The organism is Nonomuraea sp. NPDC026600 (genome assembly GCF_040638335.1).
Classification (GTDB): Bacteria; Actinomycetota; Actinomycetes; order Streptosporangiales; family Streptosporangiaceae; genus Nonomuraea.
The window spans coordinates 113,395-133,837 of the sequence record NZ_JBEZYD010000035.1 but is presented as its reverse complement, the minus strand read 5'-3'; the positions used below and the strand labels follow the sequence as shown (position 1 = coordinate 133,837).

Sequence of the window (20,443 nt, the reverse complement as noted above, 5' to 3'; positions counted from 1 at the left end):
TCACGACGGCGCCGGGCTGGCCGGCGCCGTCGTGACCGCTCTGCTCCGCTGGGGTCTGGAGGGTTACCAGACCTGGAGCTTGGCGCCGAATTCCAGGTCCACGTCCCAGACGCGGGAGAACACGATCACCGATCCGCCGTCAAGGCCTCCGCAGTACACCTTCTTGCTGACCGCCGAGGTGATGCCCTGTGCCGCGACCTCGTCGAACCAGTTGGTGTAGGAGTAGACCGGCCCTCCGCTGTCACCGTGCGCGACGGCGCAGCCGCCTACGACGCTTCTGGCGCGGACCATGTGCTTGACGTACTGGCCGTTGGTGTACGTGCCGCTCCAGCCGGTTTCGGTCACCTTGATGAGGCAGTTCTCGCCCAGGGTGGCCCCGGAGTTGCAGACGAAGTTGCCGACGTACGCCTTCCACAGCGCCACCACCTTGTTGCTGGTGGAGGCGGTGCTGCTGCCGTCGAAGACGTTGGCCGTCGCGTCGCCGAGCACGATCGCGGCGTCACGTTTGGCGACGCGCCAGGACAGCTCGCCCATGTAGTTCGCCGGGTTGCCGACGCCGCCGCCGTCGTAGAACTGGTCCCAGACATTGCCGCAGTGAGCGGCGGTGAGGAACCCGGGTGTGCCGTACTTGTCGCGGACCGCGAAGCCCGAGCTGCAGCCCGCCCCCGACTGCTGGTTCCAGGTCCGGCCGCCCGCGTAGTAGCTGGGGACGTCGTCCTGCCTGCTGTAGGCGGGGCTGTACTGTTCTCCCCTTTCCAATGTGATGGGCGCGGTCGTGCCGCCGGGCCGCTGCAGTTGCTGCGGGTCGGCGTCCTCCCCGGAGACCGAGAGCCGGATGCCGCTGCCGTCCGGCTGAGGCGCCGCGCCGCTCGCCTGGCCGGCCTCGGCCCACTTCTCGGCCTCCTGCAGGAGCTGCGCGTTGGTGTAGGCGGCCGGCAGTACGGCTACCGGAGCCGTCTGCCGTCCCTGGTCGATCGTGGTCTGTACGGCCGGCGGCACCGTGCCCCGCCAGTACAGGCGTACCTCGTGGTTCTCCGGAGCGACGACGATTCCCCCGAATCCTTCGGCGCTCTCGGCCGACTCGGTGATGCGGTCGGCCACCCCGTTCAGCCGGGTCTGCTCCGAGAACAGCGCCTTCCAGTCGGCGAACCCGCCGGGCACCGCCCCGCGCGGGCCGGTCTCGTCCCTGGTCGGCGTCTTGCCGCCCGGGTCGTCGATGGCCTGCGTCGTACGGCCCGGGTCGTCGATGGCGGTCTGCGCTGTGGCGGCCCCCGTGCCCAGAAAGGGCAGCAGCGCACAGGCGGTCCCCAGGACTGTCAGGCGTAAGCGGACGTTCTTCTGCATTGGTTAACCCCCGTGTTTGGCAATTGCGGGAGTTATCACAGCACGTGAAGAGCGTTGCCTTCTGCGGTCAATTACCAGCACAGTCTGTGGCCCCGGACCTTGCGCCGCGAGGGCCCCACCCCACTACGTGGTCAGCCAGCGGAGCCAGCCGCCGTGGAGCGCGGTGGACGCGACCGGCTGTTGATCGAGCGCGAGGATGTTGGTGGTGGTGTGCGCCGGTGGCCGCTGTGGGAGGCGGGCGGCGGCGGCGAAGAGCAGGTTGGGTTGCCGCTTGGCCGGGGGAAGGCCGGACAGCAACCCGATCAGGTCGCGGTCATCTGCTACCCCGAGGGCGAGCTGCTCGTACAGCGGCGATCTGCCGTGGGCCTCCATGGATGCGAAGCGCCGGTACTGCTCTGCGATCGGCATGACCGGACTCTAGCGCCGGCCTGCGCGAGAGCGTGGCGGGACATTCCATGTCTTTCTCGTCAACCTGGGATGGGGCTCAGGGAGTGTCAGGGGTGGCTTTCACCGACGAGAGGAGACCGGGTGGACGCGGATTTCGTGGACTTCGTCCGGCACCGGGGAGACCACCATCTGAGAACGGCGGTCCTGCTCACCGGGGATTGGCACACGGCTGAGGATCTGGTGCAGTCCTGTCTCGGCAAGTTGTACCGGGTGTGGCATCGGCTGGACACCCGCAGTGAGCCCGACGCGTACCTGCGCCGCATCCTGGTCAACACCTACCGGTCATGGTGGCGGGCCCGGTGGCGCCGTGAGATCCCGCGCGCAGAGCTGCCCGATCTGCCCGGTCCCGCGGACTTGGCGGAGGCCCGGGCGGTGGCGGCAGACGTTCGGAAGGCGCTGGCGAAGCTGCCGGTCAGGCAGCGGACCGCTTTAGTGCTGCGGTTCTTCGCGGACCTGCCCGAAACGGAGGTCGCCGATCTGATGGGCTGCTCGACGGGGACGGTCAAAACCCATACGCATCGCGGTCTGCAGGCGATGCGGCGGCTGATCTCGTCCGACACGGTGGTCAACCGAAACGAGGCGGAGGGGAGTGGGATCCGGTGAGACACCAACACGAGGAGCCGTCCATGAACGAGAAAGAACTCCGCGCCCTGCTCGTCAAAGCCACCGAGGACCGGCCTGCGGGCATCGACCTCATGCCTACGCTGCCTACGCTGCCGAAGCGCAGGCTGGCTCGGGTTCTGGTCCCGATCGCCTCGCTGGGCGTCGCAGCCGTGCTGGGAGCGTTCGTGCTGGTACTGCCGCCGAATCAGTCTTCGGCGGAGGCTCAGGTGGCCGCCGCCGTCGAGAACACCGGCCAGGAGAGCTACCGTTTGCACAGCATCAGCGGCCCCAAGGCGTGGGATGGCGCCTTCGACCCCGTCCGGCGGGTAGGCGTGATCACGAGGGTTGGGGATGGGGGCGAAACCCGGTTCGTCGGCGACCTGATGTACAGCCGGGAGCCGGGCCAGGCGAAGTGGATGGCCTCTCCGCGCCCGGACGAGGAGTTGAAGAACGCGCCGGCGGTCGTCGGCCTGGTCAAGCTCGCTCCGCTGGACCCCCAGGCGGCTCTGCAGCGGCTCCGTTCGGCCACTGATGTTCGTGAGGGCGGCTCCGCCTCCAGCCAGGGTTGGACAGGCCGGCGGTTCACGTTCTCGCTGGGCGACGCCAAGGGCCTCACCGGATCCGTGGACGTGGACGACCAGGGACGGGTCCGGCGTCTGGAGATCGTCTTCGGCGACACCGGTAACCGGATCGTCATGGACTTCAACGACTTCGGCACCCCGGTGACGGTTACGGCTCCGCCCGCCGACCAGGTGGAGCCGCTGCCGACCGACAAGCAACTCGGCAAGCCGATCCACAAGCCGACCTGACCGACTATCCAGCACCCCTCAACCGTGTGCCTGGGCCGGAGCGGACGTGGCTCCAGCCCAGGCACACGGCGTTCAGCGGCTACTCGGGCCCGCCGAGGGAGCCTCGCAGGTAACATTAACGACCGGTCGGTCTTATTTATGCTAGGGTCATGTCCGTGGAAGATGGAAGGAAAGCTCGCGGGCAGCGCAGTCGGGAGGCGATCCTGACGCACGCCGTGTCCCTGGCCTCGGTTGACGGGCTCGGTGGGCTGAGTCTCGGGCGGCTGGCCGAGGCGGCGGGGGTCAGTAAGTCAGGATTTTTCGCTCACTGGCGTGACAAGGAGCAACTCCAGCTCGACACCATCGACTGGGCTCGCCGCCAGTGGGTCGAACACGTGGTCACTCCCGCCTTTCAGCACCCTCCAGGCGTGCGGCGGCTGTACGCCCTGCACCAGAGCCGGCTGCGGTTCTACGCCGACGGGGTGCTGCCCGGTGGGTGCTTCTTCTTCGTCGCCCAGGTCGAGTTCGACGACCGGCCGGGGCCCGTGCGGGCCCAGGTGGCCAAGGCCATGGCCGACTGGCTCGCCGTGCTCCGTACCCAGGCGGAAAAGGCGATCGAGCTGGGCGAGCTGACCGGCGTCGACCCCGCGCAGCTCGCGTACGAGATCGAGGCGCTCGGTGAGGCGACCGTCACCCATGCCCGGCTGCTGGACCGCGACACCGCCTTCACCTACGCCCGCCGCGCGGTCCTGCAACGGCTGCGCGCGCACGCCACCGACCCCTCGCTGCTTCCGGAGGACTGACCGTTGACCACACCGCAAGACGGCTGCCACCTGCCTGTCCAGGTGCACTTCGACGACCTCGACGCCATGGGCCTGCTGCACAACTCCCGCTACACCCTGCTGGTCGAACGCGCCATCTCCGCCTACTGGGCCGAGCTGGGCTGGAACTTCGACCCGTCGGTGTCGGCGTTCCAGGACGTGTTCATGGCCGTACGCGAATTCAAGATCACCTTCCACGCGCCGATCGTGGGCGCGTGCGAGCCTGTCGTGCACTTCTGGATGGAGCGGCTGGGTCGTACGAGCGGTGTGTACGGCTTCCGCGTGCTGTCGTCCGACGGGTCCGTGGTGCACGCCGAGGGGCACCGCGTGAACGTCAACCTCGATCCGGCGACCTTCCGCCCGACCCCGTTCAGCCCCGAGACCCGCCAGGCGGCGGGGCTCCTGCTCAGAGAGCCGGTGGCCAGTTGAAGTCCCGTTGGATCGCCGGTCCGGAGCCGCGTGGTGACGATCCGGTGCTGGTCAGCCGTACCGACTTCCAGCTGAACCGCCTGATCGACCTGCCGCGCGCGGCCTTCGCCGGATGGCGGCTGGCCCGGCTGTGGCCGGAGTTGGACGGGGCGATCGGGCTGTGGCTGTGGACCGACGCGCGGGACCGCCGATGCGGGTCGGTGTCGGTCTGGCGTGATGAGGCTGCCTTGCGGGGGTTCGTACGGCTGGCCGAACACGTGCGCATCATGCGCGCCTACCGAGGCCGTGGCGTACTGACCTCGACCTCGATCCGCACGTCCGACCAAGACCTGTGGACGGCGAGCTTCTCCCCGGCCGGGACCCCGGATTCCTGACTCGGTCACCGACTTCTTCACCCGCACACGGTGATCACGGAGCGTGGATAGGCTCCGTGGAATGGATCGAGTCTGCCTGGTCACCGGGGCAAATCGGGGCATTGGGCTGGAGGTCGCCCGCCGGCTCGCGCGGGCGGGCGACACCGTCGTCCTGACCGCCAGGGATCTGGCGAAGGCGGAGAAGGCGGCGCGCGGGCTGCGGGGGACCGTGGTGCCTCGGCAACTGGATGTCGGTGACCCGAAGTCGGTGCGCCGGTTGGCCGAGGGGCTGACGTACGCCAGGCTGGATGTGCTGGTCAACAATGCCGCCATCCACTACGACACCTGGCAGCGGGCCGAGAACGCCGATCTCGGCGTCGTTCGGGAGGCGCTGGAGACGAACCTGCTGGGGGCTTGGCGGGTGACGTTGGCGTTACTGCCGTTGTTGCGGGCCGGTGGCCATGGCCGGGTGGTGAACGTCTCCAGCGAGGCCGGGTCGCTGGCCGTCATGGGCGGCGGCACTCCGGCGTACACCGTGTCGAAGACCGCGCTCAACGCGCTGACCAAGATGCTGGCCGCGGAGCTGCGCGGTGATCGGATCCTGGTGAACGCCGTCTGCCCCGGGTGGGTGGCCACCGACATGGGCGGCCCCGGTGGGCGGCCGGTCGGCGAGGGGGCGCGCAGCGTGCTGTGGGCGGTGGATCTGCCGGATGGCGGGCCGACCGGCGGGTTCTTCCGTGACGGCAAGCCTCTGGCCTGGTGATCCGCCGAGGTCAGCCGGTGGCTCGGCGGCGGTGGGCCTTCTGCCTGCAGGCGCCGCCGCAGAAGCGGGGTGGGCGGCCGGTGCGGGAGGTGGGGATGGCGGTGCCGCACTCCTCGCAGCGGGCCGGGGGACCGGGCTCCTCGCTGGTTTCGTTACGGTAGCCGGGTTTCGTAACGGGTTTTGTTACGGTGGGCAGCGGTGAACGTCCGGTGCGGAGGCCGTCCAGGACGAGGGTGGTGGCCCTGCCGGGGGTGGCGCTGTGGGCCTCCATCGCGACACATCCCGCCATGAGTGCCATGACATCTGTTATCTGGGCATCAGGGCGTACGGCTCCCGCTTGGCAGGCCCGGTCGAGCAGGGCGGCGAGGGCGATGCCGTAGCGCCGCCGGGCCTCCGGCGCCACCTCGGCCTTGGGGGTGGCGACGAAGGATTCGCAGAGCGCCTTGTTGAGTCCGGCCTGTTCGACGGTCGAGGAGAAGGCGGTGAAGAACGCCTCTCCGGTCGCCGCTCCGGGAGTGGTCAGGAGGGCGGTGAGCTCGTCGGCCAGGCGTTCGATCCGGTCGTGGACCACCGCCTCGAACAGCGCCTCCTTGCTGGGGAAGTGCCGGTAGACGGTGCCCGCGCCGACGCCCGCGCGCCTGGCGATCACGTCGAGCGGCACGGACAGGCCCTCCGCCGCGAACGCCTCCTGGGCGGCCTCAAGCACGCGGGCGCGGTTGTGCCGGGCGTCCGCGCGTGCGGCGTTCGTCATGCGGCCTTCCCCTGCGCCTGGTTCGGTGCCCGGATTGACAAGCGGAACGTGCGTTCCGTAGCGTCTAAGCGGGTTGAGCGTTCCGATTCTACCAAACCTGGGAGTTCGCATGACCGTACCCACACCCCTGGCCGCTCGCGAGGTCGTCGAGCGGTTCCTGCTGGCCTCCGTGGACGGCGGGCCGGCCGACCTGTACGCCCCCGACGTCGTGATCGAGATCCCGTTCGCCCCGGCCGGCATCCCCCGGCGCTCGCAGGGGCGGGAGGAGCTGCGGGCCAGGTTCGAGGCCGCCGCCGGCGTGCTGCGCTGGGAGCGGACGGACAACGCGCTGATCCACGAGACCGTTGACCCCGAGGTGGTCGTCGTGGAGTTCGACATCCACGGCTCTCTCGTCGCCTCGGGGCGGCCCATCGTTCGGTCCTACATCATGGTCGTCCGGGTGCGCGACGGCTTGATCGTCCACTCCCGGGACTACGGGAACCCCCTGGACATGGACGACTACCGCGAGGAACTGCTGAGCGCGATCAACTCCTAGCGCGCGTACGTCATGAGGACCGTGCCGTTGCCGAACGTGCGCGTCGCGGTCAGGTTGAAGAGGGTCGGGCGGAACGCGCCGTCGAGGGCGGCGATGCCCGACCCCGCCACCACCGGGTAGATCTTGACGATCAGCTCGTCGATCTCCGGCAGCAGCGTGCCCGCCAGCTTGCCGCCGCCGCACAGCCAGATGCCGAGGCCGTCCTCCTCTTCCTTCAGGCGGCGGACCAGCGCGAGGGGGTCGCCGGCGACGAGCTCCACCGCCGGGTCGGCGATCTCCGGGGTCGTGGTCGAGACGACGTACTGCCGCATGTGCGTATACGGGCTGGTCACGCCCACGTCGAGGCCCGGCTGGTAGGTGCCCCGGCCCATGAGCACGGTGTCGAAGCGCTTGTTGGGGGCGTCGAAGCCGATCTGCTTCCGGATGTGGGTGGGGACGGTTTCGGGGACCTCCTCGTGGATGTACGCGGCCAGGTCGTCGGACAGAGGGTAGAAGTCGAACTCGCCGTTCGGGCCGGCGATGTAGCCGTCGATGGAGATCGCCACATAGTAGGTGAGCTTTCGCAAATCCACTCCAGTTGTAGTACTTAGTTCGAAGTGATGTCACCGTAGTACTACGGATAGAGTGGTGTCAAGGCTGCGATCATCAGACGCATGAGGCTTGCGAAAGAGACGGACAGGGGCGCGGTCGAGGAGCTCGTACAGGCGGCCTACCAGCCGTGGGTGGCCGTCATCGGCGCGCGGCCCCGCCCCATGGAGGCCGACTACGGCGTGCTCATCGCCGAGGGCCGGGTGCACGTGACCGGCGACGACCTCGACGGGCTCATCGTGCTGATCCCCGAGGACGGGGTGCTCTACATCGACAACGTGGCGGTACGCCCCGGCCTGCACGGCAAGGGCATCGGCCGGAGCCTGCTCGCCTATGCCGAGCAGGAGGCGCGGCGGCTCGGCCTGCCCGCCCTGCGCCTCTACACCAACGTCAAAATGGCCAGCAACATCGCCCTGTACGAGTCGCTCGGCTACGTCGTGACCGGCCGCAAGGAACGCGACAGCCGTACGGTCGTGGCCATGCGCAAACAGCTTCCATGACGGCGGCTCAGCCCGTGAGGACGCCCAGCAGGTGGGTCACCTCGCGGGCCACCGCGTCGCGGGCCGCCCGCAGGTACTTGCGCGAGTCGACCACCTTCGTGTCCCCGGCCAGGTAGTCGCGTACCGCGCCGGTGAACGCCTTGTTCAGGTGCGTCGCGATGTTGATCTTCTTCATGCCGTGCTGTACGGCCTCGCGAAGAATGTCGTCGGGCACCCCCGACGAGCCGTGCAGCACCAGCGAGACCGGTACGGCGGCGCGTAGCTCGGCGATCAGCGCCAGGTCGAGCACGGCGTCCTTGGTGGTCATCGCGTGCGAGGTGCCCACGGCGACGGCCAGCGCGTCGACGCCGGTGCGCGCCACGTAGTCCACCGCCTCGTGCGGCTTGGTCCGCGCGCCGGGCGCGTGCACGCCGTCCTTGCCGCCCACCTCGCCCAGCTCGGCTTCCACCCACACGCCGCGCTCGTGGCACCAGGCGGCCACGTCGGCGGTGGCGGCCACGTTCTCCTCGTCGGGCAGCGCCGACGCGTCGAACATCACCGAACCCACCCCCAGCTCCACCGCCTCCTCCACCAGAGCGCGTCCGGTGGCATGGTCGAGATGCACCGCCACCGGCACCGCGGCGCCCCTGGCGACCGCCAGGCAGGCGAGCGCGATGGGTTCCAGAGCGCCGTGGTAGCGGACGCAGTTCTCGCTGATCTGCAGGACGACCGGCAGGCCCAGGGCCTCGGCACCCGCGACGATGGCGGTGGCGTGCTCCAACTGGATCACATTGAACGCGCCCACCCCCGCGGGTGCTTCGCGGACGATGTCGCCGATTCGGGCGAGGGGCATGACGACTCCTTGAACGATTCCTTGAACGATTCCTCAGACGATGACGATGCGTGGGTGGATGTCGGCGTAGACGTCGCGGTCGAAGTCGCCCGCCACGGGCGCCGCGACCGCCGCGGCGCCCAGCGCCGCCGCCCTGGTGAGCCGCTCGGGCCACGGGGACCGCTCCACGAGCCCCAGCGCCAGCCCCGCGACCAGCGAGTCGCCGGCGCCGGTCGGGTTGCCTTCCACCTTGTACGGCATGCGCGCCCGGAAGATCCCCTCGGGCGTGACGGCCAGCAGCCCTTCGGCGCCCATCGACACGACCACCGATTCGGCCCCGCGACCGCGCAACGCCTGCGCGCCCTCCTCGGGACCGCCTTCCGGCACGGCCCGCGCGAGCTCCTCGGCGTTCGGCTTGACGATCGAGGGGCGGCCGCCGGGCGCGTGCCGCAGTGGTTCGCCGTCGGCGTCCACGATGGCGGGCACGCCGTGTTCGGCGGCGATGGCGGCCAGTGTCGCGTACGCGTCGAGCGGCACGCCTCTGGGCAGGCTGCCGGAGATGACGACCGCCTCCGCCGTGGCCATCAGGTCGGTGAAACGGCCGGTCATGCGCCCGAACTCGGCCGCCGTGACCTCGGGCCCCGGCTCGTTGAACAGCGCCGTTCGCGGGGAGTCCGCGACGACCAGCGTGGTGCGCGAGTCGGCCGCGATCCCCACGAAGGCGTGCGGCAGTCCGGCCCGCTGGAGGTCGGCCTCGATGGCCTGGCCGGTCGGGCCGCCCGCGAGGCCGGTGACCAGCACGTCCTGACCGAGCGCGGCCAGGACGCGGGCCACGTTGACGCCCTTGCCGCCGGCCCGCCGGTGTACGGTGGTGACCCGGTTGACCCCGTCCCAGTCGACGCCGGGCACCTGGTAGGTGACGTCGAGGGCGGCGTTGAGCGTCACGGTGAGGATCATCAGGGCTCCACGATCCAGGCCCCGCGCTTCATCACGCCCACGACCTCCAGCTCGTCGGACAGGACCACCAGATCGGCCGCCTTGCCCACGGCGATCGAGCCGGTGGTGTCGGCGACGCCCAGCACGCGGGCGGGCGTCAGGGAGGTGAGCTGGACCGCCTCGGGCAGCGTCAGGCCCACCTCCTGGACGGTGCGGCGGAAGGCCACGTCCATGGTGAGCGTGCTGCCCGCGATCGAGCCGCCCTCGGCCAGCCGGGCGACCCCGTCGGTGACGATCACGTCCATGGAGCCCAGCACGTACGTACCGTCGCCCATGCCGGCCGCGGACATCGCGTCCGTGATCAGCGCGGTCCTCGCGGGCCCGGCCACCTCGTAGGCCAGCCGCAGCATGGCCGGGTGCACGTGCACGCCGTCGTTGATGAGCTCGACCGTGATCCGCTCGTCCTCCAGCAGCGCGGCGACGGGGCCCGGGGTGCGGTGGCCGAGCGCAGGCAGCGCGTTGTAGAGGTGCGTGGCCACGGTCGCGCCGGCCTCGATGCCCGCCAGCGTCTGCTCGTAGGTGGCGTCGCTGTGGCCGAGCGCGGCGATCACGCCCTCGGCGGCGGCCGCGCGGATCGTGTCGAGGGCGCCGGGCAGCTCCGGGGCGATGGTCAGCATCCGTACGTGCCCGCGTCCGGCGGCGAGCAGCCCGGCGAACTCCTGCGGCGAGGGATCGCGCAGCAGCCCGGGGTCGTGGGCGCCGCAACGAGCCCGGGAGATGTACGGGCCTTCGAAATGGATGCCGGCCAGCAGGCCGTCGTCGCACAGCTCGGCCAGTGACGACGTGGCGCGGGCCAGGTCGTCCAGCGCGCCGGTCACCAAGCTGGCCACCATCGTCGTGGTGCCGTGGCGCTCGTGCAGCGCCACGGCCTCACGCGCGCCGTCATGTTCGCCGGTCGGGAACGAGCCGCCCGCTCCGCCATGGTTGTGAATGTCGACGAAGCCGGGCACCACGTGCCGCCCGCCCAGGCCGTGGCCCGCGCGGGGCGCGGCTCCGTGCCCGACGTGCGTGATGCGGCCGTCTTCGATGGTCAACCACCCGTCGTGAACTCCCTCGGGAGTCACGATGCGGGCGTCGGCAAGAGTAAGGCTCATGAAGAAAGAATCACAGATCGAGTGAGGTGCAAGGGCTCATCCGGGTCGAGGCCCCTGGCGAACGCCCTGGCGACCGCGACCCGCTGCGCCCTGATCAGCTCGGCCATCGGGTCGAGACCGGTCTGGAAGAACGTGCCGCCGGTCTCCACGACCTGCTCGCGCAGGCCCTCGGGGGCGGTGCCGAGCATCCAGGTGACGCGGCCGGGGCCGGCGATGCTGATCGGGCCGTGACGGTATTCCATCGCCGGGTACGCCTCGGTCCACGACCGTGACGCCTCGCGCATCTTCAGCGCGGCCTCCTGGGCCAGGCCCACCGACCAGCCGGTGCCGAGGAAGCTGAACTGCTCGGCGCCGATGAGCTCGTCGGGGAGCGAGGCCGACACGGCCTGCTCGGCGTCGTCGATCGCCTGGGTGAGGTCCTCGCCGAGGCTGGCGCGGAGCATGGCGAGCTGGGTGGTGGCGAACCGCGTCTGCACGACCGACTGCTCGTCCGCGTAGTCGAGCACGATGACGTCGTCGGCGGCCGTCATCACCGGCGTGTCGGGGTCGGCGGTGATGGCCGTGGTCCTGGCGCCGGTCCTGCGCAGGAGCTCGAGCACCTCCGTCGTGGTGCCGGAGCGCGTCAGGGCCAGCACGCGGTCGTACGCGCGTCCGGCCGGGGCCTCAGAGGCGGCGAACGCGTCGGTCTCGCCCTGCCCCGCCTGCTCCCGCAGCGTGGCGTAGGCCATCGCGATGAACCACGACGTCCCGCAGCCGACCACGGCGACCCGCTCTCCGGGGCGGGGCAGCGCGTCGGCGGGCACGTCGTCGACGGCGCGACGCCAGCACTCGGGCTGGGAGCCGATCTCGGCTTCGGTGTGGGTGGTCACCACTTGCCTCCCCAGGATTGATTGTTTCTGCTGTTTTTATATCAGAACAGAGCATAAATGTGCACTGGTAGCCTGACCTGCCAGGTTGTGCCACGCTTGCTCCCGACGGATCTCAAAGGGGAGGCATCGTGTCCCGATACGATCGTTGGAACGCGATTCTCGAGCTGCTCGCGCAGGAAGGACGGCTCTCCGTCGAGGAGGCCGCCCAGTCGCTCGACGTCTCCACCGCCACGATCCGCCGTGATTTCGACCAGCTCGCCCAGCAGCAGATGCTCATGCGCACGCGGGGCGGCGCGGTCGCCCAGAGCGTCAGCTACGACCTCCCGCTGCGCTACAAGACGGCGCGGCACGCCGACGAGAAGCACCGCATCGCCTCCGCCGCGGCCGAACTGGTCTCGCCGGGCGCCGTGATCGGGCTCAACGGCGGCACCACGACCTCCGAGCTGGCCCGCACGCTGGCGACCAGCCCGGCGCTGGAATCGGGCTTCACCATCGTCACGAACGCCCTGAACATCGCCTCCGAGCTCACCGTCCGGCAGCACGTCAAGATCGTGGTCACAGGTGGGGTGGCCCGGCCGCAGTCCTACGAGCTCATCGGGCCGCTGGCCTCGGGCGTGCTCGAACAGGTGACACTCGACGTGGCCTTCCTCGGCGTGGACGCGCTCGACGTGGAGCTGGGCGCCTCGGCCCACCACGAGGGGGAGGCGAGCGTCAACTACCTGCTCATCAGCCGCGCCTCACAGGTCGTGGTGGTGGCGGACTCCTCGAAGATCGGCAAGCGGGCGTTCTCCCGCATCTGTCCCACCAACCAGATCGACACGCTCGTCACCGACGCCCAGCTCTCCGACAGCCTCGCCAATGAGCTGACGGACGCGGGCGTGAAGGTCATCCGCGCCTGATCGGGTCCCGCCTCGGTCTCAGCGCGTTCCGTGGGCTGCCGCGGTCTCATCGTGTTCCCTGATCTTCCGCGGTCTCAGCGCGTTTCCGCTCGTCCGCGGGCCGTGACGGCGGCCGGCCGGGATCCGGTCAGCGGCCGTCTTCCTGGAGGTCCTCGCCACGGTCGGCGGGTGGCGGGTAACCCATGCGTGCCGTACAAGAAGAGAGAGCGGTTTGTCGCATGACGGGCTGCGGCGGGTAAGAGGAGGGTCATGGCGGGAAGGGGAATCGCCCGGCTTGGGCCTGGAGAGCGGACCGCGGCGCTGGACCGGATGGCGGAGCGGGAGCTCGACGTGGTCGTGGTCGGCGGCGGGGTGGTCGGCGCGGGGGTCGTGCTCGACGCCGTCACCCGTGGGCTCGACGTGGGCCTGGTGGAGGCGCGCGACTTCGCCTCCGGTACGTCGTCGCGGTCCTCCAAGCTGATCCACGGCGGCCTTCGGTACCTGGAGCAGCTCAACTTCGAGCTGGTCAGAGAGGCGCTCCAGGAGCGGGCGCTGCTGTTGCAGCGGCTGGCGCCGCATCTGGTGCGGCCCGTGCCGTTCCTGTTTCCGATGACCCACTTCGGGTGGGAACGGCCGTATGTGGGGGCGGGGGTGGCCCTGTACGACGCGCTGGGGTTCGCCTCGGGGCTGGCGCGCGGGGTGCCGGGGCATCGGCACCTGTCCAGGAGCCGGGCGTTGCGGCTGGCGCCGGCGTTGAAGCGGGCCGCGTTCACCGGCGCGGTGCAGTACTGGGACGCGCAGGTCGATGACGCGCGCTACGTGATGATGATGCTGCGGACGGCCGCCACCTACGGCGCGCACGTGGCGCCTCGGGCGCAGGTCGTGGGGTTCCTGCGTGAGGGGGAGCGGGTCACCGGGGTACGGGTGCGCGACCTGGAGACCGGCGCCGAGCTGGAGGTACGCGCCCGGCAGGTGGTCAACGCCACCGGCGTGTGGACCGACGACATCCAGGAGCTGGTCGGCGGCCGGGGTCAGATCCATGTACGGGCGTCGAAGGGGATCCACCTGCTGGTGCCGCGCGATCGGATCCACTCGCTCACCGGGATCATCCTTCGCACCGAAAAATCGGTACTTTTCGTGATTCCGTGGGGGCGGCACTGGATCATCGGCACCACCGACACCGAGTGGAAGCTGGACAAGGCGCATCCCGTGGCGTCGAGGCTCGACATCGACTACCTGCTCGACCACGTGAACGCCGTGCTGTCCGTGCCGCTGACGCGTGACGACGTCGAGGGGGTCTACGCGGGGCTGCGGCCGCTGCTGTCGGGGGAGTCGGAGGAGACGTCGAAGCTGTCGCGCGAGCACGTGGTGGCGCACCCGGTCCCCGGCCTGGTGATGATCGCCGGCGGAAAATATACGACTTATCGGGTTATGGCGAAGGATGCCGTCGACGCCGTCGCCCACGGGCTCGACCAGCGCGTGCCGAAGTCGTGTACGGACCGCATCCCGCTCGTGGGCGCCGAGGGCTACCAGGCCCGCTGGAACGCCCGGCACCGGCTCGCGGACACCTCCGGCCTGCACGTGGCGCGCATCGAGCACCTGCTCCAGCGGTACGGCTCGCTCGTCGACGAGGTCCTGGAGCTGATCGACCGTGACAGGTCGCTGGCCCGGCCGCTCGGCGGGGCCGACGACTACCTGCGCGCGGAGATCGTCTACGCGGCCACCCACGAGGGCGCCCGGCATCTCAACGACGTGCTGAGCAGGCGTACGCACATCTCGATCGAGACCTTCCACCGCGGCCTGAGCAGCGCCCGCGAGGCCGCCGAACTGCTCGCCGAGCCGCTCGGCTGGGACGGCGAGCAGGTCAAGCGCGAGGTCGAGTACTTCACCAAGCGGGTCGAGGCCGAACGCCTGTCCCAGGAACAGGACACCGACCAGGAGGCCGACGCGATCCGGCTCGGCGCCCCCGAGATCGTGCCCGTCGCCACGCCGGAGCGGTGAGCCTTCCGGGGCGCCGGCCTGTGCGGCCGGCGCCCCTTCCGCGGGAGGACTGGCTCAGTGGAGGGGGATGTAGGCCTGCTCGGCCAGCGTGGTCGCGTCGTTGACCTGGACGCCGTCCGTGGAGACGGTCCAGATCGAGTCGCCGATGACCATCGCGCGCTGGATGCTCGGCTGGTACGTGGCGTCCTTCTGCCGCTGGACCGGGTGCTTGATCATGCCGAGCTTCGTCACCGCCGTGTCGTCGATCTTCAGGACCATGGCGCCGATCTCCTCACTCTTCTCCGAGTAGGTGTTCAGCGGGATCACCGACAGGCCGGTCTTGGGCCAGTACAGGAACGCGTGCGGGTCCCACTCGGCCTCGGAGCCCGAGTCCTTCTGGAACATCTGCGACAGCCGCCGCGGGTTCGCCGGGTCGCTGACGTCGAAGAGTGAGATCTGTGTGCCGAGCGTCCGGCCCTTGTCGCTCGCCTCCTGCCCGATGCCGATCAGCCGGCCGTCGTTGCCGGGGTGCAGGTACGCGGAGTAGCCGGTGATCTTCAGCTCGCCGGTCACCTTGGGGGCGGCCGGGTCGCGCAGGTCGAGCGTGTAGAGCGGGTCCACCTGCTTGAACGTGACGCAGTAGCCGACCGGGCCGATGAACCTGACCGAGTAGATGCGCTCACCCTCGCCCAGGCCGCCTACTTCGCCCACCTTGTCCAGGGTGTCGGCCTTGAGCACGTAGACGCTGCTGGCGCTGGTCTTCTGGTCCGTGGAGTTGAGCGTGGTGGCGACGCGCAGGTTGCCGTCGTACTCCGACAGCGAGTACTGGTTCAGCAGCCGTCCCGGCACCTTGCCCGAGGCGACGTAGGAGGGCGGGCCCTGCTTGCTGATGTCGAACCGGTGTACCTCGGTCTCCTCGGGCGGGGCCGTCGGGGTGGGCTCGGGGCTGAGGGTGACCTTGGCCGAGGGGCTGGGCTCGGCCGGGTCGGGCTCGGTGGCGGGGGCCTGGGGCGTGTCCTCCACGGCGGCCATCGGGACCGGCCACCACCAGCGCGGGTTGCTGGTCACGTAGAGGCTCTGACCGGTGCCGTAGACCGTGTCGCCGTCGGCCGCCAGGCTGATCGGGTCGGTGCCCGCCTGCGTGAGCCCCTGGGCCAGGTCGATGGTGTGCACGGTCAGCAGCGAGGTGCCGGTGTAGTCGGCCGGATGGCTGACCCGCGCGCAGTCGACCGCCTTCTTGGTGACGGTCCCGGCCGCGTCCGTGATCTCGATCTTGGGCAGCCAGGCGTCGAGCGGCGCCTTTCGTACCGCAGCCTCGTTCGCCTGCTTCATCTCGGCCTCGGAGGCGTTCTCCTTCGGCTGCGGGAAGGTGATGTCGGGCTGGCTGCGGGTGACGAGCCTGACGGTCGAGCCGACCATCCTGGCGTCCACGTACGTGCCCTGCGGCTTGATCGTGCCGAGCAGCTTGGGCTGTTCGCCGGCCAGGTCCACGAGCAGGTATCTGGTCTGGCCGACGGGGGCGAACGTCTTGTACATGATGTCGCCCCCTCTGTAGAGCACCAGCGCGCGGTCGCCCGAGACGAGCAGGTCGGCGGGGGCGTAGGCGGGCTCGTCGGCCTTGGTGAGCTTGAGGGACCCGGTGACCTTCCTGGTGGCCGTGTCGATGATCCGCAGCGTGCCGCCCGCGACCGTGATGATCCGGTTGCCGTCGGTCTTGACCAGGTCGGGCTCGTCCACTCCCGCCTCGTGGGTGTTGGTCGTGGAGTGCTCCGGGGCGGCGTCGGCGGTCATCGCCGACTTCTCACGGGTCATGAACATGGGCACCGCCCCGCCGAAGCCGAACTGGCTGACGTTGCCCGCCGCGTGCTCGCGGAGCCCGGCGAGCATGTCGTCGCAACCGTTGTAGGAGACCAGGCGCAGGGCCGGCAGGCGTTGCTTCGTGGGCGCCGTGCCCACCGGAGCGGAGGTGCAGGCGGAGATGGCCGTAGCGAGGGCCGCGCCGGCCACGACGGTACGGATCAGCGTCTTCATGACCTCATTGACGGATCCGCGGGCCGGGTGGTTCAGGATCATCCACCAGGATTGACCGTGAAGACAGGGCTGAAGTCAAGGTTCTCGGGGATGTCGAGCAACTTGCGCACCAGCTTGCCCTTGAAGTCCACCACCTGGATCTCGTCCCTGGTGGCGTTGTCCTGTTCCCAGCAGTAGACGTGGGTCTCGTCGTACCAGCCGAGGACCTTGTCGCAGTCGGAGGTGAACCGGCGGATCCGATCGCCGCTCCGCGTGTCCCAGACGCAGTGGTCGCCGTCGCCGCCCTTCGGGCAGTTCGTGACGAAGATTTTGCCGGAGGGGGAGAAGATGTCCTGCGTGCCCGAGGCCAGCGTGCCGATGTTCGCCAGGGTGCGGGTGGCCTCACCCGTGGTGTCGAAGAAGCGCAGCCCCTGCCCGATGGACATGTTGACCACGCCCTCCTCGTCGCCGTCCCAGCCGAAGGCGGTCTTACGGACCGAGGTGTCGGCCACGGTGACCACCTTGGCGTCCTCCGCGGCCACGTCCACGATGACGAAGCCGAGGTAGAGCCAGTTCTTGCCGGTCTCCTTCTCGATGTTGAGCAGGAGCTTCGAGCCGTCCTTCGACCAGGCGCGGATGCTGCTGATCAGCGGCTTGCGCACGGTCTTGATCGAGGTCTTCTCGCCCGACTGCCGGTCGGTGATGATCACCGAGTCGTAGTTGTCGGAGGTGTAGTTGCGGCCGCGGCCGGCCAGGGAGTGGCCGTCGGGCGAGACCAGCGACTCCCAGTTGCGGGAGTACTTCGTGAACGTGCCGCGCAGGGAGTTGCGGGCGTAGTCGATCCAGTCGTCGGCCTTCTTGTTGTAGACCTCGTACGAGGTCAGCGTGCTCGGGTCGGCCGCATTCTCGTACAGCGAGATGGTGCCGCCCGGCAACTGTCTCTTCGTGCCCGTCCGTGGCACGCCCGTCGGTGCGGCGCTGGGTTTCCTGGCGGACGCCGAGGCCGCGACGCGGTCGGTGGGCCTGGCGGAGCCCGGGGGCTTGGTCTGGCTGATGATCACGGCCACACCGGCGAGTACGAGCAGCGCGACGGTCACGGTCACGCCGATGACGATGGGCGCCCGGCTCTTCTTCGGGGGGTGACGGGGGTCGTAGGAGCTCGGGCGCGTCGAGCGGTGGTCGGTCGTGGGCGAGTATCCGCCCACGCGAGGTGGTCCGTGGTGACCAGGCATCGAAGGCGGCCCGCCGCCCATGGGGGGCGGGCCGTGGTGCCCAGGCGCCGACGGCGGCCCGCCGGGCATCGAGGATGGCCCGCCGGGCATGGAGGGCTGGCTGTGATGGCCGCCCATGGAAGGTGGCCCCATGGAGGGCGGCCCCATGGAGGGCTGGCCCGGCTGACCGGTCATGGGCGGCTGGCTGTGCTGCGGGCGCCAGGGCTCCGCCGGGGCGGCCGCCGCCGCTGCCTGGGCGAGCATGCCGGAGTTGGGCACCGGGTGCTGCAGCAGGCGCATGATCACCTGCTCGGCCGTCGGCCGCTGCGCCGGATCCTTGGCCAGGCACGCGGCCACCACGTCGAGCAGCGGACCCTGCAGCACGCTCAGGTCCGGCTGGTGGTTCAGCACCCGGTTGATCACCGCGGGCATCGTGTCGCTGCCGAACGGCGACCGGCCCGAGGCCGCGAACACCATCGTGCTCCCCCACGAGAACAGGTCGGCGGCCGGCCCGACGGTGTGGCCCAGCACCTGCTCGGGCGGCATGTACGAAGGCGTGCCCACCGGCATGCTGCTGATCGTCGAGGTGGCGTTGAGCGCCCTGGCGATGCCGAAGTCGATCACCCGCGCCCCGTCGGCCCCGATGATCACGTTGGCCGGTTTGAAGTCGCGGTGCACGATCCCGGCCTGGTGGATCGCGGCCAGCGCGGTCGCCGTGCCGATGGCCAGGCGATGCAGGGACGTGCCGGTGCGCGGGCCCTCCTCCTGGACGACCTTCTGGAGGGAGGGGCCTTCGATGAACTCGCTGACGATGTACGGGCGGTCGTGCTCGATGCCGGTGCCGAGCACCGCGGCGGTACAGAACGGCGCGACCTGCTGGGCGACCTGGACCTCGCGCAGGAACCGGCCCACGCTCACCTCGTCGCCGGCCTGATCGGGGCGCAGCCACTTGACGGCCACGTGCGTGCCCGCGGGGTCTGTGGCCAGGTAGACGACACCCTGGCCGCCTTCGCCCAGCCGGCCTAGGAGGGGCAGACCTCCCAGCCTCTCGGGGTCTCCCGGTCTGAGTGGCGCGAAGGTTGGCATGAAGGGATTCTGACCCCATGCCATGGATTGGCAAAAACTACCGGCCAGTAGCGATCCGGAATACCCTGCTTCCTATGCACGTGACGTCCAGCGGCAAGACCACCGAGATCACCGCACCGTTCACCGGCGAACCACTCGCTCAGCTGCCCGTTTCCGGGGCGGATGACGTACGTGCGGCATATGAAAAGGCAAGGTCCGCGCAGGCGGAGTGGGCCGCGCGGCCGGTCGCGGAGCGGGCCCGGCCGTTCCTGCTCCTGCACGACGCGATCCTGGACCGCAGGGACGAGATCCTCGACATCGTCCAGAACGAGACCGGCAAGGCCCGCAAGCACGCCTTCGAGGAAGTGCTGGACGTGGCGGGCTGCAGCCTCTACTTCGCCCGGCGCGCCCCCCGCCTCCTCGCCCCGCGCCGGCGCGCCGGCATCTTCCCCGTGGCCACCCGGGTGACGGAGCTGCGCCAGCCCAAGGGCGTGGTCGCGCTGATCACGCCGTGGAACTACCCGCTCTCCCTGGGCGTCACCGACGCTGTGCCCGCGCTGCTGGCGGGCAACGCCATCGTGCACAAGCCCGACACCCAGACCGCCCTGTCGACGCTGTGGACCATCGACCTGCTGGCCGAGCTGGGGGTGCCGCGCGAGGTCTGGCAGGTCGTGCTCGGCGAGCCCGCCGAGGTCGGCGACGCGCTGCTGGACGGCGCCGACTACGTGGCCTTCACCGGCTCCACCCGGGGCGGCAGGAAGATCGCCGAGGAGGCCGCCAAGCGGCTCATCGGCTGCTCGCTGGAGCTCGGCGGCAAGAACCCGATGGTGGTCCTCGACGACGCCGACCTGGACCTCGCCGTCCAGGGCGCGATCCGCGCCTGCTTCACCAACGCGGGCCAGCTCTGCCTGTCGATCGAGCGCCTGTACGTGCACACCGCCGTGTTCGACGCCTTCGCGGCGCGCTTCGCCGAGCAGACGGCCGGACTGAAGCTGGGCACGGGCCACGACTGGTCGGTCCAGATGGGCTCGCTCACCTCACAGCGCCAGCTGGACGCGGTCAGCGCGCACGTGGACGACGCCGTGGCCCACGGCGCCACGGTGCTGACCGGCGGCAAGGCCCGGCCCGACCTCGGCCCGCTGTTCTACGAGCCGACCGTGCTCACCGGGATCATCGAGGACATGCGGCTCTGCCGCAACGAGACGTTCGGGCCGGTGGTCGGCCTCTACCGGTTCTCCTCGGACGACGAGGCGGTCGCGCTGGCCAACGACACCATCTATGGGCTCAACGCCTCTGTCTGGACGTCCGACCTGGCGCGCGGCCGCGCCCTCGCCACCAGGATCAAGGCGGGCACGGTCAACATCAACGAGGGGTACGGCTCGGCGTACGCCTCCTATGACGCGCCCATGGGCGGCATGAAGGCGTCCGGGCTGGGCCGCAGGCACGGCGCCGAGGGCCTGCTCCGCTACACCGAGGCGCAGACCGTCGCCGCGCAGGCCACGTGGCTGGGCTTCGAGCCGCCCCTCGCGATGACGTACGACAAATGGGCGAATGTCCTGGTCACCACCCTCAAGACCATGAAGAGGCTGCGCCTGAAGTAGGTATAC

General features: G+C 70.1%; 21 protein-coding genes. 11 read left to right on the top strand and 10 right to left on the bottom strand.

Going from position 1 to position 20,443, the window contains the following annotated elements:
- Window positions 1-63 precede the first annotated feature (63 nt).
- Window positions 64-1,344, bottom strand: coding sequence for a S1 family peptidase (locus AB0F17_RS50250; protein ID WP_358039067.1), 1,281 nt, complete (start codon window positions 1,342-1,344; stop codon window positions 64-66).
- Window positions 1,345-1,467: 123 nt separating this feature from the next.
- Window positions 1,468-1,752: a DUF2332 family protein gene (locus tag AB0F17_RS50245; RefSeq protein WP_358039064.1), complete on the bottom strand. Its 285-nt coding sequence runs from the start codon at window positions 1,750-1,752 to the stop codon at window positions 1,468-1,470.
- Window positions 1,753-1,872: 120 nt separating this feature from the next.
- On the opposite strand from AB0F17_RS50245, the gene AB0F17_RS50240 reads away from it, so the two are divergent.
- The 6 genes from AB0F17_RS50240 to AB0F17_RS50215 all read left to right on the top strand — a co-directional run bounded on the left by AB0F17_RS50240 (window position 1,873) and on the right by AB0F17_RS50215 (window position 5,548).
- On the top strand, window positions 1,873-2,394 hold the full coding sequence (locus AB0F17_RS50240) for a SigE family RNA polymerase sigma factor (RefSeq protein ID WP_358039061.1): 522 nt from the start codon (window positions 1,873-1,875) through the stop codon (window positions 2,392-2,394).
- A 23-nt stretch (window positions 2,395-2,417) separates the two neighbouring features.
- Window positions 2,418-3,203, top strand: a complete 786-nt coding sequence (locus tag AB0F17_RS50235; RefSeq protein WP_358039058.1) for a hypothetical protein — start codon at window positions 2,418-2,420, stop codon at window positions 3,201-3,203.
- Between the two features lie 149 nt (window positions 3,204-3,352).
- Window positions 3,353-3,985: a TetR/AcrR family transcriptional regulator gene (locus AB0F17_RS50230; protein ID WP_358039055.1), complete on the top strand. Its 633-nt coding sequence runs from the start codon at window positions 3,353-3,355 to the stop codon at window positions 3,983-3,985.
- A 3-nt stretch (window positions 3,986-3,988) separates the two neighbouring features.
- Complete coding sequence (locus AB0F17_RS50225) at window positions 3,989-4,432, top strand: thioesterase family protein (RefSeq protein ID WP_358039052.1); 444 nt, start codon at window positions 3,989-3,991, stop codon at window positions 4,430-4,432.
- Window positions 4,429-4,806, top strand: coding sequence for a hypothetical protein (locus AB0F17_RS50220; protein WP_358039050.1), 378 nt, complete (start codon window positions 4,429-4,431; stop codon window positions 4,804-4,806). The genes AB0F17_RS50225 and AB0F17_RS50220 overlap by 4 nt, the downstream gene beginning before the upstream one ends.
- Before the next feature lie 61 nt (window positions 4,807-4,867).
- Window positions 4,868-5,548 carry an SDR family oxidoreductase gene (locus AB0F17_RS50215; protein ID WP_358039047.1) on the top strand — a complete coding sequence of 227 codons (681 nt, stop codon included), beginning with the start codon at window positions 4,868-4,870 and terminating at the stop codon, window positions 5,546-5,548.
- Between the two features lie 10 nt (window positions 5,549-5,558).
- Here AB0F17_RS50215 and AB0F17_RS50210 read toward each other — a convergent pair whose 3' ends face one another.
- Window positions 5,559-6,299, bottom strand: a complete 741-nt coding sequence (locus tag AB0F17_RS50210; protein ID WP_358039044.1) for a TetR/AcrR family transcriptional regulator — start codon at window positions 6,297-6,299, stop codon at window positions 5,559-5,561.
- Window positions 6,300-6,408: 109 nt separating this feature from the next.
- Between AB0F17_RS50210 and AB0F17_RS50205 the strand changes: the two genes are divergently transcribed.
- A complete protein-coding gene (locus AB0F17_RS50205; protein ID WP_358039042.1) occupies window positions 6,409-6,834 on the top strand; it encodes a nuclear transport factor 2 family protein in 426 nt (141 codons plus the stop codon).
- Here AB0F17_RS50205 and AB0F17_RS50200 read toward each other — a convergent pair.
- Entirely contained in the window at window positions 6,831-7,400 is a 570-nt protein-coding gene (locus tag AB0F17_RS50200) for a dihydrofolate reductase family protein (protein WP_358039039.1), read from the bottom strand. The genes AB0F17_RS50205 and AB0F17_RS50200 overlap by 4 nt on opposite strands.
- A gap of 87 nt (window positions 7,401-7,487) precedes the next feature.
- Between AB0F17_RS50200 and AB0F17_RS50195 the strand changes: the two genes are divergently transcribed.
- Window positions 7,488-7,922: a GNAT family N-acetyltransferase gene (locus AB0F17_RS50195; RefSeq protein WP_358039036.1), complete on the top strand. Its 435-nt coding sequence runs from the start codon at window positions 7,488-7,490 to the stop codon at window positions 7,920-7,922.
- 7 nt (window positions 7,923-7,929) lie between these two features.
- Here the strand turns inward: AB0F17_RS50195 and AB0F17_RS50190 are convergent, their stop codons facing one another.
- The 4 genes from AB0F17_RS50190 to AB0F17_RS50175 are packed head-to-tail and all read right to left on the bottom strand — an operon-like array spanning window position 7,930 to window position 11,692.
- Window positions 7,930-8,754: a class II fructose-bisphosphate aldolase gene (locus AB0F17_RS50190; protein ID WP_358039033.1), complete on the bottom strand. Its 825-nt coding sequence runs from the start codon at window positions 8,752-8,754 to the stop codon at window positions 7,930-7,932.
- 33 nt (window positions 8,755-8,787) lie between these two features.
- The gene (locus tag AB0F17_RS50185; protein ID WP_358039031.1) at window positions 8,788-9,690 is read right to left on the bottom strand and encodes a 1-phosphofructokinase family hexose kinase; all 903 of its coding nucleotides are present in this window, start codon (window positions 9,688-9,690) and stop codon (window positions 8,788-8,790) included.
- Window positions 9,690-10,823, bottom strand: coding sequence for an N-acetylglucosamine-6-phosphate deacetylase (gene nagA / locus AB0F17_RS50180; protein ID WP_358039028.1), 1,134 nt, complete (start codon window positions 10,821-10,823; stop codon window positions 9,690-9,692). The genes AB0F17_RS50185 and nagA overlap by 1 nt, the downstream gene beginning before the upstream one ends.
- The gene (locus AB0F17_RS50175; RefSeq protein WP_358039026.1) at window positions 10,820-11,692 is read right to left on the bottom strand and encodes an SIS domain-containing protein; all 873 of its coding nucleotides are present in this window, start codon (window positions 11,690-11,692) and stop codon (window positions 10,820-10,822) included. The genes nagA and AB0F17_RS50175 overlap by 4 nt, the downstream gene beginning before the upstream one ends.
- Before the next feature lie 128 nt (window positions 11,693-11,820).
- Between AB0F17_RS50175 and AB0F17_RS50170 the strand changes: the two genes are divergently transcribed.
- Together AB0F17_RS50170 and AB0F17_RS50165 are read left to right on the top strand one after the other, a co-directional pair.
- On the top strand, window positions 11,821-12,591 hold the full coding sequence (locus tag AB0F17_RS50170; RefSeq protein WP_358039023.1) for a DeoR/GlpR family DNA-binding transcription regulator: 771 nt from the start codon (window positions 11,821-11,823) through the stop codon (window positions 12,589-12,591).
- Window positions 12,592-12,840: 249 nt separating this feature from the next.
- Complete coding sequence (locus tag AB0F17_RS50165) at window positions 12,841-14,571, top strand: glycerol-3-phosphate dehydrogenase/oxidase (protein WP_358039021.1); 1,731 nt, start codon at window positions 12,841-12,843, stop codon at window positions 14,569-14,571.
- A 54-nt stretch (window positions 14,572-14,625) separates the two neighbouring features.
- On the opposite strand, the gene AB0F17_RS50160 is transcribed toward AB0F17_RS50165, so the two are convergent.
- Together AB0F17_RS50160 and AB0F17_RS50155 are read right to left on the bottom strand one after the other, a co-directional pair.
- Window positions 14,626-16,581 (bottom strand): beta-propeller domain-containing protein, encoded by a 1,956-nt coding sequence (locus AB0F17_RS50160; protein WP_358039018.1) that lies wholly within the window; start codon window positions 16,579-16,581, stop codon window positions 14,626-14,628.
- A 38-nt stretch (window positions 16,582-16,619) separates the two neighbouring features.
- Complete coding sequence (locus tag AB0F17_RS50155; protein WP_358039015.1) at window positions 16,620-18,857, bottom strand: protein kinase; 2,238 nt, start codon at window positions 18,855-18,857, stop codon at window positions 16,620-16,622.
- A gap of 74 nt (window positions 18,858-18,931) precedes the next feature.
- Between AB0F17_RS50155 and AB0F17_RS50150 the strand changes: the two genes are divergently transcribed.
- Window positions 18,932-20,437, top strand: coding sequence for a succinic semialdehyde dehydrogenase (locus tag AB0F17_RS50150; RefSeq protein ID WP_358039012.1), 1,506 nt, complete (start codon window positions 18,932-18,934; stop codon window positions 20,435-20,437).
- The last annotated feature ends 6 nt before the right edge of the window (window positions 20,438-20,443 follow it).

What these genes read in the sequence shown, in the direction of transcription:
- AB0F17_RS50250 (WP_358039067.1), bottom strand. Translation starts at nt 1,344, where the DNA reads ATGCAGAAGAACGTCCGCTTACGCCTGACAGTCCTGGGGACCGCCTGT.
- AB0F17_RS50245 (WP_358039064.1), bottom strand. Translation starts at nt 1,752, where the DNA reads ATGCCGATCGCAGAGCAGTACCGGCGCTTCGCATCCATGGAGGCCCAC.
- AB0F17_RS50235 (WP_358039058.1), top strand. Translation starts at nt 2,418, where the DNA reads ATGAACGAGAAAGAACTCCGCGCCCTGCTCGTCAAAGCCACCGAGGAC.
- AB0F17_RS50230 (WP_358039055.1), top strand. Translation starts at nt 3,353, where the DNA reads ATGTCCGTGGAAGATGGAAGGAAAGCTCGCGGGCAGCGCAGTCGGGAG.
- AB0F17_RS50215 (WP_358039047.1), top strand. Translation starts at nt 4,868, where the DNA reads ATGGATCGAGTCTGCCTGGTCACCGGGGCAAATCGGGGCATTGGGCTG.
- AB0F17_RS50210 (WP_358039044.1), bottom strand. Translation starts at nt 6,299, where the DNA reads ATGACGAACGCCGCACGCGCGGACGCCCGGCACAACCGCGCCCGCGTG.
- AB0F17_RS50205 (WP_358039042.1), top strand. Translation starts at nt 6,409, where the DNA reads ATGACCGTACCCACACCCCTGGCCGCTCGCGAGGTCGTCGAGCGGTTC.
- AB0F17_RS50195 (WP_358039036.1), top strand. Translation starts at nt 7,488, where the DNA reads ATGAGGCTTGCGAAAGAGACGGACAGGGGCGCGGTCGAGGAGCTCGTA.
- AB0F17_RS50190 (WP_358039033.1), bottom strand. Translation starts at nt 8,754, where the DNA reads ATGCCCCTCGCCCGAATCGGCGACATCGTCCGCGAAGCACCCGCGGGG.
- AB0F17_RS50185 (WP_358039031.1), bottom strand. Translation starts at nt 9,690, where the DNA reads ATGATCCTCACCGTGACGCTCAACGCCGCCCTCGACGTCACCTACCAG.
- nagA (WP_358039028.1), bottom strand. Translation starts at nt 10,823, where the DNA reads ATGAGCCTTACTCTTGCCGACGCCCGCATCGTGACTCCCGAGGGAGTT.
- AB0F17_RS50165 (WP_358039021.1), top strand. Translation starts at nt 12,841, where the DNA reads ATGGCGGGAAGGGGAATCGCCCGGCTTGGGCCTGGAGAGCGGACCGCG.
- AB0F17_RS50160 (WP_358039018.1), bottom strand. Translation starts at nt 16,581, where the DNA reads ATGAAGACGCTGATCCGTACCGTCGTGGCCGGCGCGGCCCTCGCTACG.
- AB0F17_RS50155 (WP_358039015.1), bottom strand. Translation starts at nt 18,857, where the DNA reads ATGCCAACCTTCGCGCCACTCAGACCGGGAGACCCCGAGAGGCTGGGA.
- AB0F17_RS50150 (WP_358039012.1), top strand. Translation starts at nt 18,932, where the DNA reads ATGCACGTGACGTCCAGCGGCAAGACCACCGAGATCACCGCACCGTTC.